At 56.1% G+C, this 15,391-nt stretch carries 15 protein-coding genes; 4 read left to right on the top strand and 11 right to left on the bottom strand.

Translation table 11 applies throughout. The features are described from left to right. The first annotated feature begins 26 nt into the window (after positions 1 to 26). The 4 genes from ACIQ39_RS00825 to ACIQ39_RS00810 all read left to right on the top strand — a co-directional run bounded on the left by ACIQ39_RS00825 (position 27) and on the right by ACIQ39_RS00810 (position 4,265). The gene (locus ACIQ39_RS00825; RefSeq protein WP_396432706.1) at positions 27 to 341 is read left to right on the top strand and encodes a hypothetical protein; all 315 of its coding nucleotides are present in this window, start codon (positions 27 to 29) and stop codon (positions 339 to 341) included. Then, on the top strand, positions 338 to 730 hold the full coding sequence (locus ACIQ39_RS00820) for a hypothetical protein (RefSeq protein WP_396432705.1): 393 nt from the start codon (positions 338 to 340) through the stop codon (positions 728 to 730). Before ACIQ39_RS00825 ends, ACIQ39_RS00820 begins: the two co-directional genes overlap by 4 nt. Continuing rightward, the gene (locus ACIQ39_RS00815; protein ID WP_396432704.1) at positions 723 to 1,550 is read left to right on the top strand and encodes a substrate-binding periplasmic protein; all 828 of its coding nucleotides are present in this window, start codon (positions 723 to 725) and stop codon (positions 1,548 to 1,550) included. The genes ACIQ39_RS00820 and ACIQ39_RS00815 overlap by 8 nt, the downstream gene beginning before the upstream one ends. Positions 1,551 to 1,691: 141 nt before the next feature. Further along, a complete protein-coding gene (locus ACIQ39_RS00810) occupies positions 1,692 to 4,265 on the top strand; it encodes a TonB-dependent receptor plug domain-containing protein (RefSeq protein ID WP_396432703.1) in 2,574 nt (857 codons plus the stop codon). On the opposite strand, the gene ACIQ39_RS00805 is transcribed toward ACIQ39_RS00810, so the two are convergent. The 11 genes from ACIQ39_RS00805 to ACIQ39_RS00755 all read right to left on the bottom strand — a co-directional run. After that, positions 4,262 to 5,167 carry a class I SAM-dependent methyltransferase gene (locus tag ACIQ39_RS00805; protein WP_396432702.1) on the bottom strand — a complete coding sequence of 302 codons (906 nt, stop codon included), beginning with the start codon at positions 5,165 to 5,167 and terminating at the stop codon, positions 4,262 to 4,264. The two genes, ACIQ39_RS00810 and ACIQ39_RS00805, sit on opposite strands and share 4 nt — an antisense overlap. After that, positions 5,160 to 6,353 carry an ATP-binding protein gene (locus tag ACIQ39_RS00800; RefSeq protein WP_396432701.1) on the bottom strand — a complete coding sequence of 398 codons (1,194 nt, stop codon included), beginning with the start codon at positions 6,351 to 6,353 and terminating at the stop codon, positions 5,160 to 5,162. Before ACIQ39_RS00800 ends, ACIQ39_RS00805 begins: the two co-directional genes overlap by 8 nt. Before the next feature lie 94 nt (positions 6,354 to 6,447). Next, positions 6,448 to 6,999 carry a DUF1415 domain-containing protein gene (locus ACIQ39_RS00795; RefSeq protein ID WP_396432700.1) on the bottom strand — a complete coding sequence of 184 codons (552 nt, stop codon included), beginning with the start codon at positions 6,997 to 6,999 and terminating at the stop codon, positions 6,448 to 6,450. Positions 7,000 to 7,034: 35 nt separating this feature from the next. After that, positions 7,035 to 7,313, bottom strand: coding sequence for a RhuM family protein (gene rhuM, locus ACIQ39_RS00790; protein ID WP_396432767.1), 279 nt, complete (start codon positions 7,311 to 7,313; stop codon positions 7,035 to 7,037). Beyond that, positions 7,256 to 7,456 carry a RhuM family protein gene (rhuM, locus tag ACIQ39_RS00785; RefSeq protein WP_396432699.1) on the bottom strand — a complete coding sequence of 67 codons (201 nt, stop codon included), beginning with the start codon at positions 7,454 to 7,456 and terminating at the stop codon, positions 7,256 to 7,258. Before rhuM (ACIQ39_RS00785) ends, rhuM (ACIQ39_RS00790) begins: the two co-directional genes overlap by 58 nt. Further along, positions 7,368 to 7,829, bottom strand: coding sequence for a hypothetical protein (locus tag ACIQ39_RS00780; protein WP_396432772.1), 462 nt, complete (start codon positions 7,827 to 7,829; stop codon positions 7,368 to 7,370). The genes rhuM (ACIQ39_RS00785) and ACIQ39_RS00780 overlap by 89 nt, the downstream gene beginning before the upstream one ends. Beyond that, positions 7,826 to 8,920 (bottom strand): YhcG family protein, encoded by a 1,095-nt coding sequence (locus ACIQ39_RS00775; RefSeq protein ID WP_396432698.1) that lies wholly within the window; start codon positions 8,918 to 8,920, stop codon positions 7,826 to 7,828. Before ACIQ39_RS00775 ends, ACIQ39_RS00780 begins: the two co-directional genes overlap by 4 nt. A 10-nt stretch (positions 8,921 to 8,930) precedes the next feature. Then, positions 8,931 to 10,223, bottom strand: coding sequence for a restriction endonuclease subunit S (locus ACIQ39_RS00770; RefSeq protein WP_396432697.1), 1,293 nt, complete (start codon positions 10,221 to 10,223; stop codon positions 8,931 to 8,933). Further along, a complete protein-coding gene (locus tag ACIQ39_RS00765) occupies positions 10,217 to 11,638 on the bottom strand; it encodes an RNA-binding domain-containing protein (RefSeq protein WP_396432696.1) in 1,422 nt (473 codons plus the stop codon). Before ACIQ39_RS00765 ends, ACIQ39_RS00770 begins: the two co-directional genes overlap by 7 nt. Continuing rightward, complete coding sequence (locus ACIQ39_RS00760) at positions 11,631 to 13,265, bottom strand: class I SAM-dependent DNA methyltransferase (RefSeq protein WP_396432695.1); 1,635 nt, start codon at positions 13,263 to 13,265, stop codon at positions 11,631 to 11,633. Before ACIQ39_RS00760 ends, ACIQ39_RS00765 begins: the two co-directional genes overlap by 8 nt. After that, the coding region (locus ACIQ39_RS00755) for a UvrB domain 3-containing protein (RefSeq protein ID WP_396432694.1) at positions 13,259 to 15,391 on the bottom strand (2,133 nt) is incomplete at its 5' end. The genes ACIQ39_RS00760 and ACIQ39_RS00755, both read right to left, overlap by 7 nt.

Here is a 15,391-nt window from a genome sequence, read left to right as displayed (position 1 = left end):
AACCCCCGCGAGTGAAAACACGCCGCATGAAAATAGGCTTTTGTGTCTTGGCCATGTGCTGGGCGTGGCCTGCGGCAGCAGACCCTTTGCTTGACTTCAGTGTGTTCAGCCCCCCAGACTATGCGCAGCGTCGCTTACCCGAACCGACCGTCAGCTGGCTGGTTCACCCGCAAGCGAGTGAGCGCTGCCAATCGGCCGAACCCAAAGACGGTTTCGTCAGGCGCGAGGAAGGTTGTGTTTACTGGCAGCTGTCCACGTCTCAGTGCACCATCGTGACCACCGGTCAGACCACCCACTCCTTGCTGGGGCATTTGTTTATCCACTGCTTGCAGGGGAAATGATGGGGCCTCAAACCTCCTCAAGAACCCGCCCTTTTCAGCGCAAGTGGCTGCACTGGGTTTGGCTTTTGAGCGGCTGGTTGCTGCTCGCCAGTTGCGACACCACCACCTTGATGAGCCCGCCCTTGGTGGACAAACAGCGCTTTAGCCCTTTGCCCGAGTCGCAGCGGGTGATTGTGAAGCCCAAAGTCAAGTACTTGGTGCGCCAAGACGGGTATGAGTTTTGTGCCCGCATCACCGGTATTCCTATGAGTTTGGGCACACGGGTGATGGCTTGCGCTTTTTGGAATGTCAGGCGCAATGAATGCACCATCGTGACGCCGCTGAAAACCGGCTACAACTACGTTGGTCACGAACTGCGGCACTGCTTTGAAGGCGCATTTCATGACTGAGGGTGGCTTGGCTGTGGCGCGTGGTTTGCGCCGCCGGCAAATTTTGTCTGTCCCATGGGGCCTGCTGGGCGCTGCATTGACTTGGCCTTCTTTGGCTCAAAGCACAAGGGCTCAGCCGGGCACATTGCGCTTAGGAGTGCTCCAACAATACAAGCCATTCAGTTTCACCGAGGGCCTTTTGCAAGGCTTTGATGTCGATGTGGCACGCCGCATCGCCATGATTTTGCGGGCTGAATTGGTGATCGAAGCAGGCAGTTTCTCGGACCTTCAAAAAAAACTTGCAGGCGGTGGCCTTGACGCCATCGCCAACCAATTGATCAAGTCACCAGAGAACCGTGGGCAATTTGACTTTGTGCGCGCTTACGCCTTCAACCAGTTGGTGTGTGTTCAACACGAGAGCGATGAGCGCGACTTTCTGAGCCTTGATGACTTGTTAGGTAAGAAGCTGGGCGTGCTGTCGAACACCGGTGTAGAGGTGCAAGCGCGCGGGGCCTTGGGCCCAGCCGTGCGGGGTTTTAAATCGATTGATCTGGCTTTTCTGGCGCTGGCTCAGCAAAAAATCGATGCAGTGTTGGAAGAGAGTTTGATTGCCGACTTTTACATCCAGCGCGACCAATTGCCCATCAAGGTGACCGCGCCCTTCGCCGCCCCCTTGACCGCGGGTTGGGCGGTACACAAAGGCAATTTACCCATGGCGCAACTGCTCTCTGGTGCGGTTCAAAGCATGCTCGCTGACGGTTCATTCAAGGCCATATCCCAGCGTTGGTTCGGCTACGATGTGAGCAAGCCCAGCGTGAGCCACAGGGCACCCCTGCGATGAACGCGCACCCTTTGCCTGTCCGCACTTTGGACTTTGAGAGCCACACATGGCGCGCCCCACAGCGCCTGTCACCCTTTAGACCGGGTGCCATGCACCTTGAGAGCCTGCCCGAAATGGGCCTCTTTGCCATGAAAGATCACCATGCCACTGCGCCATCGCCCAGAACCGATTGACCGCTGCCGTCAGGGGGTTTCAAGCTGCGCGCTGGTACTGGCGCTGCTCCCGCCGTTGGCGTGTGCGGCGAGCGCCTCGAAGGCCTTGGCAGGCGAGGCCCAAGCCGCTGATGAGGCTTTGGGCGGCGCTTCGGATTATCGGCAATTTGGCGGCATCGAAATCACCGGGTCGGCCATCCTGAACCCGCGCTCGCGCGAAGCACTCCCCGTCACGGTCTTGAGCCGCCGCGACATTGAACTCAGTGGCGCGCGCAATTTGGCAGAGCTGCTGCATGGGCAGTCGGTGATGCTGGGTTTTGGCGAGTCGGGGGGACTTAATTGGTCAGGTCTGGGAGGGCAGGTCAGCGCTGCGATTCACGGCTACGAAGCTGGCACCTTGGTGCTGCTCAATGGGCAACGCTTGGCACCCTTTCCGGCACAACGGGTCGACAAAGATGTTTCCTTGGCAGAAATCAGCCAGATCCCACTGAACGCGGTGGAGCGCATTGATATTTTGGTCGATGGTGCTTCTGCCCGCTACGGCAGTGACGCGATTGCCGGAGTGGTCAACATCATCACCCGTCACCACACGCGGCAAGCTGACATCAGCGTGCACCACACCCAAGCCGATGGCCGCGGTGGTGCCATGAGCGATGTGCAGTTCAGCTGGGGCCGGGGTCGCTTGGAAAGCGAAGGTCAAGCCTTTCAAATCCATGCCAGTGTGAGCGAGCACGCCATGCAATTGGCCCGTGATCGCCGCGCCACAGACACCGCCCCACAGCTGGTGGGCACCGATGCCCAAGGCCAGGCTCAGTATGTGTTGCCTTTTTCATTGCCCGGCCCAAGCATCGCGCCCGGCTCGGCCTGCCCTGAGGCTTATTTCCCATCGCCGCCGACCATCCCGGTCGAGGCGACCCGTGCGTGCCGCTACGACCTGAGCCAATGGCTGTCGGTCTACCCCAGTGAACAAAGGCGCTCGCTGTTTGCCAGTTACGAGCGCGCGCTGAACAAAGACCACGTCGTGTTCATTGACCAACTGCTGCACCAAGAGGCGCAGGCGTTTAAAGTCGGAGCACCTTGGGCCGCTCACGGTTTCAATTGGGCAGCATGGGCACCTGCCATGCTGCCCACGGGCTCGCCAGAAAGGACCCGCGACAAGAGCAACTGGCGCAGCAATTTGGGTTTGCGGGGCCAATGGGCCGGCACCGAATACAGGCTGGGCCTGGTCTTGGGCCAAGCCAGCATGGAAGAGCGCGCTTGGCAGCCCGATCTGAGCACGCTGCCCAGCAGCCCCCCAGCCACAGCGGCCCCACTGCAGGCGCAAGGCCTTGCATTGGACCGCTCCAGCACCCAATTGGCAGCATTGCAGGCGCAGCTGTCAGGCCAATGGGCCGACTGGCCTGCGGGCACACCCCGCTGGGGGGCCGGTTGGTCGGTGCAACAAGAACGCCACCAGTACCGCAACCTGGCCAGGAATGCCATAGCCGACGATGCGGTCGATGTCCAGCGCCAGCAATGGGCTGTTTTTTCTGAGTTGAACCTGCCCCTGAGGGAAAGAACCGAGGCCAATGTCTCTTTCAGGTTTGACGACTTGGGCATCAGTGGCAACGCTTGGACTGGCAAAGTGGGCTTGAAACAGCGCGTGGGCCTCAAGGGCTTTTTGCGTGGCTCTTTGGGCACAGGTTTTCGCGCACCCAGCCCCATGCAAAGCCTGCCGCTGGCATGGACCACTTTGAGCAGAATCGATCCTGTCAATTGCGCTGCCAATCCGGGCAGCGTTTGCTCGCGCTATGTGGCTGTGGGCAACCCTGCACTCCAAGCCGAGCGCTCCCGCCAATTTTGGCTGGGTTACCACAACGAGCCCTCGCCCCGGTGGTCCTTTGGCGTGGACTATTGGCGCTTTACGGTGAGCGATATTTTCGGCGCCTTGAGCAGAGACGATATTCTCAACAACCCCGAGTTCAAGGCCCTTTATTACCAAGAATCATCGCCAGGTGTACCGGCCCAGTACACCGGTTTAAACCAGAACCTGGGCCAACTCCAGCGCAGTGGGCTTGACTACCGCCTGCAGCACAGACTGCCCACCGATTGGGGTCGCGTTCGGGTTTCGCTGCATGGCACGCGCTACCTCCACGCCCAACGCAGCACCTACCCTGGACGCCCTGCCGTGTCCGAGCTGGGCCAATACCTTGACCAGACCCAAAGCTTCATTCCCAAAAATCAACTGAATTTGACGGCGTCCTTGGAACGCGATCAACACGCCTACAGCCTGGTATTTCGCCACATCACAGGGCACAGCGAGACGGCCATGCTTTTGCTGAACCATGAGGAGTCGAGGTATCCGGTGCGTCGCTACGTCAACAGCAATTGGCGCATCGATTTCAATGGCCGCTACCAAGCCAGCAGCAAACTCACCTGGCTTTTTGGGGTGGACAATTTGCTGGACCGAGACCCCTCACCCACTTACCAACACCCGAATGCGGGCAGCTTGCCCGTTGCGGACACGCGCTACGGCGACTACCGGGGTCGACGGTTGAAAGTCGGCCTGAAACTGGGCATTTAGCGCTCGTCTTGCCCGGGCGCATCGCCCAAAAAAACACCCGCAAAGCGCGCCTGCATGCACTGGGTCACGCCAAACTCACGGAGCAACGCCAACAGGCGCTCGCCCGCTGCACGCTTTTTCTGGCCGGTGTACTTGGCCAAGATCAGCTCGTTTTTCATGCTGTGTTCCCAGCCCACCAACTCGGTCACGGTCACTTGGTAGCCCTGAGACTCCAAGTACAGACAGCGCAGCACATTGGTCAGTTGGCTGCCCATTTCACGGGTGTGCAAGGGGTGACGCCAGAGTTCTGCCAATGGCGTGCGCTGCAAATTCAGCGCCTTGTTACGGTTGAGCGCGCGGGCCAACTCGGCCTGGCAGCAAGGCACCAGCACCATGCATTGGGCTTTTTTTTGCAGGCCAAAGGCGATGGCGTCGTCAGTGGCGCTGTCGCAGGCATGCAAGGCTGTGACCACATCGATCTGCGCAGGCAGCGCCTCGCTGTGCGCCGACTCGGCCGCGCTCAGGTTGAGGAACTGCATGCGCCCAAAGCCCAGCCGCTGGGCCAAGGCTTGGGATGAGGCTACCAGTTCGCTGCGGGTCTCGATGCCGTAGATCGTGCCCTGGTCCAAGGCCTTGAAAAACAGGTCGTAAATGATGAAGCCCAGATAGGACTTGCCCGCGCCATGGTCGGCCAAGGTGGGGCCGGTGTCGCTGGCAGGCAATTCTTTGAGCAATTTCTCAACGAACTGGTACAGGTGGTAGACCTGTTTGAGCTTGCGCCTCGAGTCCTGGTTGAGCTTGCCCTCGCGGGTCAGGATGTGCAGTTCTTTGAGCAATTCGATGGACTGGCCGGGGCGCAGATCCAGGTCCAGCGGCTTGGGCGTTGCAGCCGTTTTGTGCGCGCTCATGGATTGTTTAGCCATTGTTTTGATCCTGTTCGGTCACCCATCGGACGGCCGTCAACACGTCGACCACCTCGATGTGTTCTTGCATGGGGTAGGTTTGTTCAACGGGTGCCACCAACAGCTTGCGCACCGCCCCCAAATCGACGGCCGCCTGGTGGAAGCCTCTGGACACGGTGGGCGCACTGGATCGCTTGATCTCGATGGCCCAAGTTTTTTGGTGGCGAAATGTCAGCACCAAGTCAAGCTCAGCGCCATTGCTGGTGCGGTAGAAACTGGCTTGGGCGTTGGGGGCTGCGTTCACCAACTGCTCCACCACAAAGCCCTCCCAACTCGATCCGGCCACAGGGTGGCCGAGCACGGCGTCCAGATTCGACAAACCCAACAGGGCATGGACCAAACCGCTGTCACGCACATACACCTTGGGCGAGCGAATCAAGCGCTTGCCCACGTTGCCATGCCAAGCGGGCAAGCGCCGCACCAGCATCAAGTCGCACAACAAGTCGATGTAGCGGCTCACGGTCTGACCACTGATGGCCAAGGCCGAAGCCAACTTGGATTGGTCCAGCAGTTCACCCTGATGGTGCGCCAGCATGGTCCACAAACGCCGCAAGGTGGTGGCGGGGATGCGCGGACCCAGCGCCGGGATGTCTTTCTCCAAATAGGTGCTGATGAACACCTCCCGCCACGTCATGCTGTCGGCGTCGGATGACGCCAGCCACGACAAGGGAAAGCCCCCACGCAGCCACAAAGCGTTCAAGTCGGCCGCGCTGGCCTGGGTGGCGAAAACCTCTGCAGCCTGCAGCGCAGGCAACTCGACATAAGCCACCCGCCCGGCCAGGCTTTCGCTGGACTGCTGCAACAACACCCCGGTGGCCGAGCCCAACAGCAAAAACTGCCCGCTGGCTTGGTTCATGCGACGGCGCTGGTCGATCACCCCACGCAAAATACCAAACAACTCGGGCATGCGCTGCACCTCGTCCAGAATCACCAACTGCTGTGCGTGGGCCATCAAAAAGGCTTCGGGGTCGTCCAGCTGTCTCTGCGCCGAGGGCAGCTCCAGGTCCAGATACAAGGCGGTGGGGTGCAGCGCCTTTTGCGCAAAGGCCAAAGTGGTTTTGCCCGCCTGGCGCGGCCCGAGCAAACCCACTGCAGGAAATTGCTGCAGCAGGCGAAGGAGTTTCTGCTGGGGCTGTCGGGGGTACATCCATGTATTTTATCCAATCAATGGAATAAATACATGGTTAATTCAATTAAATGACCCATAAACCTGTTTTCAGTTGAGGGCGCCCCTCAACGCCTCAGTGCGGTCCCACATCCAGCTTTTTCCAGCCCTCAGCCCCCAGCTTGTCCAGGGTCTCGATGTTGGTCTCGTAAATCATCTCGGCTTTAGGGAAAGCCTCCACCGCCCGGTCGATGCTGTCCTCGCGCAGCAGGTGCAGCGTGGGGTAAGGCGAGCGGTTGGTGAAATTGCCGATGTCGTCCGGCTCGGTGCCTTCGAACTGGAACTGCGGATGAAAACTCGCGACCTGAAACACGCCTTCCATGTCCAGCTCTTGCAGAACGGCATCGGCCTCGTCCAGAAAATCGTTGAACGCCAAAAAATCTTGCAGCATCTGCGGCACGACCAAGAGCACGGTCTCGCGCTCTTGGGCAGACGTGTCGGCCAAGGCCTGCAGCTGTTCGATCAGCTCGTCACGCAAGCCTTCGAGGCCTTTGGCCTCGCTCAACACGTAATGGATCTGGCCCTTGACATGCGGGGCTTTGGCAAAGGGGCACAGGTTCAAACCGATGACAGCGCGTTCAAGCCAGCGCACGGTATCGGCGATTTCGGGGGAAGTCATGTCGGTCATGGGCGAGATTGTGCCTGCTGGCACAGTAGCCAAATTCAGTCAGTGCCGTCGGCTTCCGAACCGTCCTGCCCGATCTGCCTGACCAAGCGGTCAAAGTCGCTTTCAAACAAACGGTCCTGCACGATGCGGTATTTCTCAAACTCGCTTTCGTCATGCGCCTTGGCGATTTCCGACGTCACCTTGCCAGCATCCTGGAGCACTTCGCCATCAGTCGCCTCTATGAAGCGGTTGAGTCGGGTTTCCCAATCCTGCATGGTCATGGGTATTTTGCGTTGAGCCATGTCTTCGGCCACATCCAGATAGGCGTTGACCAGGCGCAGAGCTGCGCCATTTCCGACTCGCTCAGGTCGTTCTTGGCCACCACCACATCAAATTTCTGAATCTTGCCCAGCGGCGCATCCTTCCACGAGGTCAGCCCCATCTGGTCCTTGCTCGCATTGGCACGGTGGTAGACCACTTCGGCAGCAGTCTGCCCATGAATGGCCCAATGCAGCTTGTTTTGTGATGGCGCTCAAGTGGTAGTGCTGTGTGTCATAGCTCTTGCCATCGGCGGCAGTTATTCGAAATTTTCGAATAACTGAAGACTCTTGCAACTCATTGTCAGAAAACACCTTTTTGAGGTGATAGTTGATCGTTTGGGTTTCTACGTCGTACAGCTGTCCCATCATTTTCTGAGTCAACCAGATGCTCTCATCGGCGTAAATGGCCTCCACACCGCCCTGCCCACTGGCCGCAACAAAGGTCAGATATTCCGCTGCAGAGGAACGGACGAGAGAGACTTCGGTCTTTTTGCGCCCGGGTTTGCCGTGGCTGGAAAATCGCTCGCTCATGCGTCCCCCTCCAATTCGCGTTCGATTTCTTCGATGGTCGGCAGGCTGCTTTCCAGACTCTCGGGCAGTGCTCGGGTGAGCTCGAAACTGGAAACACCTATGGGCTTGTCCATGCCGCGCAGCGCATATTCCGCCAGCACTCGGTTGGGTTGCTGGCAAAGAATCAGCCCGATGGTGGGTCTGTCGCTTTCATGGCGCAGTCGATCATCCACCACGCTGCAATAGAAATTCATCTTTCCCGCATATTCAGGCTTGAAATCACCGCGCTTGAGGTCAATCACCACATAGCAACGCAGCTTCAAGTGATAAAAAAGCAGGTCGACATAAAAATCCTGATCGCCGACATCAAGATGGTATTGCCGTCCGACGAAGGCAAAACCCTGCCCCAGCTCAAGCAAAAACTTTTCCAGATGCGCAATGAGGCCAGTTTCGAGTTCGCGCTCATGAAAGCCCGATGCCAGCGTCAGAAAGTCAAACAGATAGGGGTCTTTCAGGGTTTGCTGTACCAGATCTGAATCGGGCAACGGAATCCGACTGGCAAAGTTGGTGGTGGCACGCCCTTGGCGTAGATGGGCGGCAACCTCGATCTGCATGAGCAAAATACTGCGACTCCAGCCATTGGCCAGGCAGGCCTGCATGTACCAAAGGCGGGCAGCCAGGTCCTTGACCTTGGTCATGAGCTCGGTGTGGTGCCCCCAGGGTACGGACTGAATCAGGTCAATGGGGAAAAGTGCCGCAACCCGTGGCACTTTTTCCCCGGACTCAATTTGTGCCACAGCTTGTGGCACAAATTCAAGGTGCGGATATTCCCGGTAAAAAGCCAGCATTCGCTTGATGTTGCGCTCGGAAAAGCCCTTTTCCTCCGGCAATTCGTTGTGTAAATCACGCGCCAAACGCGGAATCACCCCAGCCCCCCAGCCTTCTTGCTGCTGGCGAGCGTGTATGAGCAAGCCGATGTCCCAATACAGACGAATGAGCTCGGCATTGACAGCCAGCATCGCCCGCGTTTGCCCATGGCGCACGCGTTGCTTGATGTCACTGAGCAGAACTGCGTAATCGGCAGAGACAAGAGAGGCAGGTTGGTTGGTCATGGTTTCTCCCTTATGCCACCGTCACCTGGCCGTTCATCAGCAGAGGCAGCAGCCAGTCTCTCAATAATGCAAGCTCATCATTTTCTTTCAGGCGCTTTTGCTTCATGTCTTCAATTGGGCAAACAAAATCAAAAAACCCTTGCGCCAAATGTTGTGATGGCATGCACACCACATACTTTGTTGTGAAAGCTTCAAACAAAAGATTCTTTATGCCACTTGTCTTACCCTCCCAACCGAATAAGACCTTGTTTTCGTAAGCTGACTTCCACAAATACGCGAAGTTGAATGCATAAGGGCTATTTTTCAACGATATGGCTTTGCAAAAATTCGAACAGATCACTGGCCGGGAAAACCGCTTGATTGACTCGGAAGTCATCAATGCAAGCCGACCTGTTGATTGGGTGGGACTGCCACCTGAGATCTCGATAACCAAGTCAAAAGGTGCGAGGATTTTTCCTTTGTTTTTTTCGAGGATGAAACGAGTGGGTGCGGCGACAGCACCCTTGCCGTTTAGCCCGTTGATATCTGTTCCTCGAATGCAATCCACGCTTAATGTGTAGTTGCCTTCGGCCATGTCCTTTCCCCAGTCCCCGGTTTTATCCTTGGCAATCCAATCTGATAGTGCTCCAACAACCCACCCCTGCGGAATTTCACGCCCCAGCATGTCGTTGTAGACCATCTTGCCGCCGGACGATTTATAGGGTTTGCCGTTGGCATCGGGAAATTCGAACTGCACAAACCAGTAGTCGTACAGCGCCTTGGCCATTGCCTCCAGCTCGGCGTTGATGCGGTTGTTGCAGTCAATTTTGGCATCGAGGGCAGATAGAACGGCTGCGACTTTCCTTTGGTCTTTCAGCTCTTGGGGAAGACGGATAACAAAATTTTTGATGTCCTCCGAATTCAAGTTCTTTCGAACACCAGAGGAAAGACTCCTAAGTTCGTTGTACTGGGTTTTCAGGAAATAGTAAACATACTCAAAATCAGCCAGCTCCGGATCAAGTTCGATGTTGCAGCACGCTTGATTCGTCGCCATTTCGCTCTTGATGATTGACACATTCCCGCGCGTCTTTCCCTCCCCATACATGGCGATGGTTAAGGTGTTTGGCCGACATATCTTGATGCTGGTTTTTTTGAGCGCGATCTTGGATATTTTCTCGGTTGTGCTGTAAATGAACTTCTCACCAAGCTGTTCAGTTTTTAACCAAGGAATCGTACCGGCCAACCAAAACTCGGGGTTGCTCCGCAATGGTGTCAGTCCGCTTGAGACACGCTTCGCAAGAGACGAGATTGACTTACTCAGCATTTTTCACCCCGACCAGCCGTATCTTGTTTCCCAGATGTATCCATCCACTGCAACCCCGCCTGCGTCAGCCGGTATTTTTGCAGGCGGCTTTGGGGTTTATCGGGCAGGGTTCTTTCAATCCAATGGGCTTCCAGCAGCACGTTGACTGCGCGGTTCAGTGCGCCAGTGACCGACTTAAGGCCCAATTGGCTTGAGAGTTCGGACTTGGATAAAGCGGCGTCGCGAAGAAGTGGCAGAATTTTTTGCGATAACGACTCTGCCCCTGACTCTGCCCCTGACTCTGCCCCTGACTCTGCCACTTCGGGGATAAGCGCCAGGGCTTCAGACGCCATCGGAAAACGCAGTTCAAAAAAGTGCTCGCTAATGTGCACGATGTGGCTGTCATAGGCGCTCAAGATGCGCCGCATGCCCGAGCCCAGGTGCTCGACCAGTTCCATGTCGCGAAACACCCGCATCAGTTCACGGTTGCGTGGCATGGATCGGCCACTCAGGCATTCCTCCAGACTCAACCCGCTCAATAGCCCGCCATAAGAGGTGATGCTGAGGCGATCGGCGTAAATCTCAACCAGCGGTGGCACCTCGGCCGTGTAGTCGTTGTGGATGATCGCGTTGATCAGCGCTTCGCGCAGGGCACGAGCGTTGAACAAGCGGCGTTGCTCTCGCTCTGCCGCGCCAGTGATGCGCGTCAGGGTGCGGTTTTCGATTTCGAGCTTGTCGAGCACACGGTGCGTCGCCTTGAGCAGTGAGCAGTAGCCGTATTCCTGGTTTTCTATCAGGTCGCACTTGTCGGTGCCTGCATATTTGGCGACCTTGATGGAAATGCTGTTGGTATCCGCCAGCAAGTAGGCGGCGTAATTCAGGCGTTCGCTGTCGGGTACGTAAAGATCGAGGTTGTGCAAAAAGGTGTCGTTGATCTCGAAGCCTTTTTCCTGGTAATAAATCTTCAACTGCTGGAACGTGAGTTTGAGCGTGGTCGGCGCGGGGATGTTGCGCAACGAGTGGCGAACCCGCCCGGCGTAGAGCTGGTCAATCATGCCCGTGGTCATGGGCTGCACGCCGCTGCCTACCCGGGTGAAACATCCTGCAGGTGATTGACCGTAGCGTTTGAGGTAATAGGGTTTTTCGGTGCCGCGTGTCACCACCACATGAATGATGGTCTTGCCCTCGTGCTCCTGCGCATACACGTCGTACAACCCCAAGCAGGAGGGCAAGATATTGTTCCGGATGCGGTCAGAAATCGCCAGCATCTGGGCATCCACATCGCTGACGCCCAGCACTTCACCGTCGTCATCCACGCCGATGTACAGATCGCCGCCCTTGGCTGAATTGAGAAAAGCCACCACTTCTTTTTCCAGCGCATCGTTGAGCTGGCGTTTGAATTCGGTGGTGCTGTTCTCTTGGCCAAACTTACTCATAGCGCAAGCCCGCTAACTGTTTTTTGATTTCTTGCTCAAGCCCCGAAGATTCCTCAAACAGAGCGTCCAGCCTTGTGGTGAATCCTTGGAGTTTTTCGTCAAACTGCGCGGGTGTCAGGTCGGTGTATTCAATCTTGACGTCGAAATATTGTCCGGCACTCAAGCTGTAATTCTTGGCGGCAATTTGCGCGTAACTCACCACCACCGAAAAATCTTCCACAGCCTGTTTGGTGTTGAAGGTGGCGATGATGCGGTCTTCTTCAGCCTCAGACAGTAGGGTTTTCTGGTTCTTTCCGTCTTTGACCTTGGTGCCCAAGTTCGATGCGTCGATCAGCACCACATCACCCTTGTTGCTGGCATCAATGAACAGGATGGACACGTTGGTGCCAGTTGTCGCAAAAATATTGCTGGGCATGGAAACAACACCCGCCAACATTTTGTTGTCCACCAAATATTGGCGAATACCTTTGTCGATGCCGCTTTGCGCAGTAATGAAGCCAGTGGGTACCACCACGGCCGCTTTGCCGCCGTCTTTGAGCGAATAAATGATGTGCTGCAAGAAGAGCTGGTAAATGGCCATCTTGTCGAAGGCCTGTTTGGGAATGTTGGGTACCCCGGCAAAGAACCGCTCGTGGTGCTCTTTGGTGTCCAGCTCGTTTCTAAAGTCACTGAAATCCATCTTGAAGGGCGGATTGCTAACGATGAAATCAAACTTCTTGAGAACTTTGCCCTCCCGGTGGTACGGGTGGAGCATGGTGTTGCCCTGAATGATGTTGGGGATGGAGTGAACCAAGTTGTTCAAGATCAAATTCAGCCGCAGCAAGCTGGAGGACTTTTGCGAGATGTCTTGCGAATAGATGCTGCAGCGCTGTTCACCAATGGCATGTGCGATGTTCATCAACAACGTACCTGACCCCCCTGAGGGGTCGTAGCAACTGACATTGCTGACTTGGCCGCGCACTGCAAGGGGGACCAGGATGGCGGCCATGATCTTGGCTACGGCGTGCGGGGTGTAGTACTCGGCATATTTGCCACCGCTATCTTTGTTGTAGTCCTTGATCAGGTATTCAAACAGCGCGGCAAAGAAATCGTATTTCTCGTTGAAGATGCGCTCAAAACTGAAGTCACCCAACTTGTTGATGATGGCCCGACAAAAGTCGTCGCGCTTGGACGGGTCGGTGATGAATTCGCTGACCCGATCAAACAAGGTGATCTTGGCACCGCCGTCGGTCTTGACGGCGAAGATGTCGTTGTTGCTGATGGCGATGTCGCGCAGGGTGTCATCAAACAGTTTGGCGAAATCGGGTGCATTCTGGCGACCAAACAAGTGGGCGATGAAGTGCTCCGGTTTGAGGCGTGCCGTGTTCGGCCCCATTTGCATTTGCATCATGTCCAGGTCGTCGGCGCTCATGTCCGCGATGGCAGCTTCCCAGCGCTCGGCCTTGACCAGCTCTGGCCGGATTTTTTTGGCCTCAAAGGCGAACTTGTCGTTCAGGAATTTGTAGAGAAAAACCTGGGTGATGATCTTGAATTCGTTGCCGTCGTTGCCCAATCCATAAGCGGCACAAATGGCCTTGAGGCTGTCGATCAGTTCACGGGTGCGTTGCTCAAATTGCAGGGTTACCAAGGGTTTGCTCCAGTACTTGGGCTGCTACCCATGCGGGCACCAGCAGAAAATTCATTCATGTATTCGGCCACCACCAAGTGGTTGATGGTGCGGGTGGCGTCTGGGGTGAGTTTGATGCGCTGGCGGGTGTAGAACTCACCAATCACGATGGGTTGCATCATGCGTTCGAAATAACTCTCGTTGTTCAAAAGCTGCGTGTTTTGCAGCACCTGCTCGTCGGCCTGCGCTTTGACGCCTGCCAACGCATCAAACAATTTGCGCTCAGTCTGCGTGCCCTCTGGGGTGAGTGGGCCACGCTCTTGCAGGCGCTTGTGGATACGGGTGTATTTGGTATCGCCTCGGTATTTGCCGCGCAACTGGTTGTTTTGGCGATTCAGCTCTTTGACCTTGTCATGGATGGCGTTGAGCGCCCCGATATTGGCTGTCATCTCTTCTTGGCTAACTTCGCTGAGTTTCTTTTTCTTGAACAGGCGTTCAAGCTCTTCGCGCAGGGTGATGAATTTGGGATCAACCTGATCAAAGTTGTCTGCCAGCGCTTCGCGAGTCTGCCGAAGGGTGTTTTTCAACTTGTCGGCCAGTACCAGCTCTTCTTCCCGGATCTTGGCAAATTTAAAGATCACCTCTTCCAGCGCGACGTTGAGCAGTTGCCCCGTGTCGGACGCGGATTCGATGGTGTCTTTCAGGTTGAGCAGGTCCAGGTGATTAGAGGTTTCGCGGTACAGCTGTCCCAGCTTGTGGAAATCCAACTGCTGCAACAGACCGTATTCACCTTGCAGGCGAATCAGGTTGTAGAGGTTGCGGGCATCGCCCAGTGCCTTTTTAAGCGCCAGCACCGTGGCACGGTCTTGAATTTGGCTGAGCTGTCTGGAAAATTCTTCGGCGTTTTCGATGTTGAAGCTGAACAAGATGTCCTTGATGGCTTCGATTTCCTGCGTGATCTCTGCGGAAGATTTGAACAGGTTCGAATAGTGCTCGATCTCGTCGCCCAGCTCGGATTGCAACTCGTCAAAATAGTCTTTGTTGGTCTTGTCGAACTCCTTGCGGATGTCAGCAAAGTCGACCACATAGCCGTATCGAAAATCCTTGTAGGTGCGGTTGACTCGGGTGAGCGCCTGCAACAGGTTATGGGCCTTGATGATGCGACCGAGATAGAGCTTTTTTAGTCGCTTGGCATCAAAGCCCGTGAGCAGCATGTTGTAGACAAACAGGAGGTCGATCTTGCCTGCCTTGAAGTCTTCGACCCAATCCTTGCGATCGTCTTTGCTGCCCACATCGTGCAGGATCAGCGCGGCAGTTTTGGCACGGTTTTGCAGCAGCGTACGGGCAGCGTAGCTGTCAGGTAGGCCTGCGGCGATGATCGCTTGAGCAGAGTCCTGCGCGGTGAGAGCAGGTAATGGTTGTGGCGCGTACACCGCTGTGAAGATACGGAACATCTCACGCGCTTGCTCGGCGCTGTCGCAGATCACCATCCCGCCGATGCTGGCATCGCCCAATGCACTGCGACTTTTCTCGAAGTCTCGAACGATGTAATCGAGCATGGGCTCAACAAATTTGGGATGCGAATAGATGAGCTTGCGGTCAATGTCGCCCTGCTGCAGCTTGACAGTGGCGAGTGCCTCTTGCAGAGAGAGCTTGTAATTGGTGGCGATTTCTTCGCGGATCAGGCGCAGGGTATAGCCGTCAGCAATGGATGCGTTGTAGTAGTACTTGTGAATGTAGTCACCGAACAGGGCACGCGAGTTGTAGTCATCTCCCAAAAGCGGCGTACCGGTGAGACCGATTTTGATGGCGCTGCGGTCAGACTGGCTGAGGTTGGCCAGAAAACTGCCCTGCGGGTTGTAGCTTCGGTGCACTTCGTCCAGAAAATAGACGCGCTGGATACTGAAGTCGTAATCTTCGGCGCGAACCACATCCGGATCATCTTGAAACTTCTGGATGTTGACCACGGTGATTTCAGGCTTGCCGCTGTGGTTGTGCAGTACTTGCGTGGATTTGATGTCGCGGGCAAAGGCATCGCGGCTGTCAATGGTGTGCACCACCAATCCGCGACAGGCAAATTCTCGCTGTGCCTGAATGAGCAAATCCAGCCGGTCGACGATGAAATAGAACTTAGGGATGACGCCTTT

The sequence above is a fragment of the Limnohabitans sp. genome, from assembly GCF_044361645.1.
GTDB lineage: Bacteria > Pseudomonadota > Gammaproteobacteria > Burkholderiales > Burkholderiaceae_C > Limnohabitans_A.
Note: the sequence above shows the minus strand (reverse complement) of the source record. Positions and strands in the feature narration are given on the sequence as shown.

Bases quoted from the DNA above. Each gene is read 5' to 3' on its own strand.
- ACIQ39_RS00820 (WP_396432705.1), top strand. From the start codon at position 338: ATGATGGGGCCTCAAACCTCCTCAAGAACCCGCCCTTTTCAGCGCAAG.
- ACIQ39_RS00795 (WP_396432700.1), bottom strand. From the start codon at position 6,999: ATGACCGACATGACTTCCCCCGAAATCGCCGATACCGTGCGCTGGCTT.
- ACIQ39_RS00800 (WP_396432701.1), bottom strand. From the start codon at position 6,353: ATGTACCCCCGACAGCCCCAGCAGAAACTCCTTCGCCTGCTGCAGCAA.
- ACIQ39_RS00775 (WP_396432698.1), bottom strand. From the start codon at position 8,920: ATGACCAACCAACCTGCCTCTCTTGTCTCTGCCGATTACGCAGTTCTG.
- ACIQ39_RS00765 (WP_396432696.1), bottom strand. From the start codon at position 11,638: ATGAGTAAGTTTGGCCAAGAGAACAGCACCACCGAATTCAAACGCCAG.
- ACIQ39_RS00770 (WP_396432697.1), bottom strand. From the start codon at position 10,223: ATGCTGAGTAAGTCAATCTCGTCTCTTGCGAAGCGTGTCTCAAGCGGA.
- ACIQ39_RS00810 (WP_396432703.1), top strand. From the start codon at position 1,692: ATGCCACTGCGCCATCGCCCAGAACCGATTGACCGCTGCCGTCAGGGG.
- ACIQ39_RS00825 (WP_396432706.1), top strand. From the start codon at position 27: ATGAAAATAGGCTTTTGTGTCTTGGCCATGTGCTGGGCGTGGCCTGCG.
- ACIQ39_RS00780 (WP_396432772.1), bottom strand. From the start codon at position 7,829: ATGAGCGAGCGATTTTCCAGCCACGGCAAACCCGGGCGCAAAAAGACC.
- ACIQ39_RS00805 (WP_396432702.1), bottom strand. From the start codon at position 5,167: ATGGCTAAACAATCCATGAGCGCGCACAAAACGGCTGCAACGCCCAAG.
- ACIQ39_RS00815 (WP_396432704.1), top strand. From the start codon at position 723: ATGACTGAGGGTGGCTTGGCTGTGGCGCGTGGTTTGCGCCGCCGGCAA.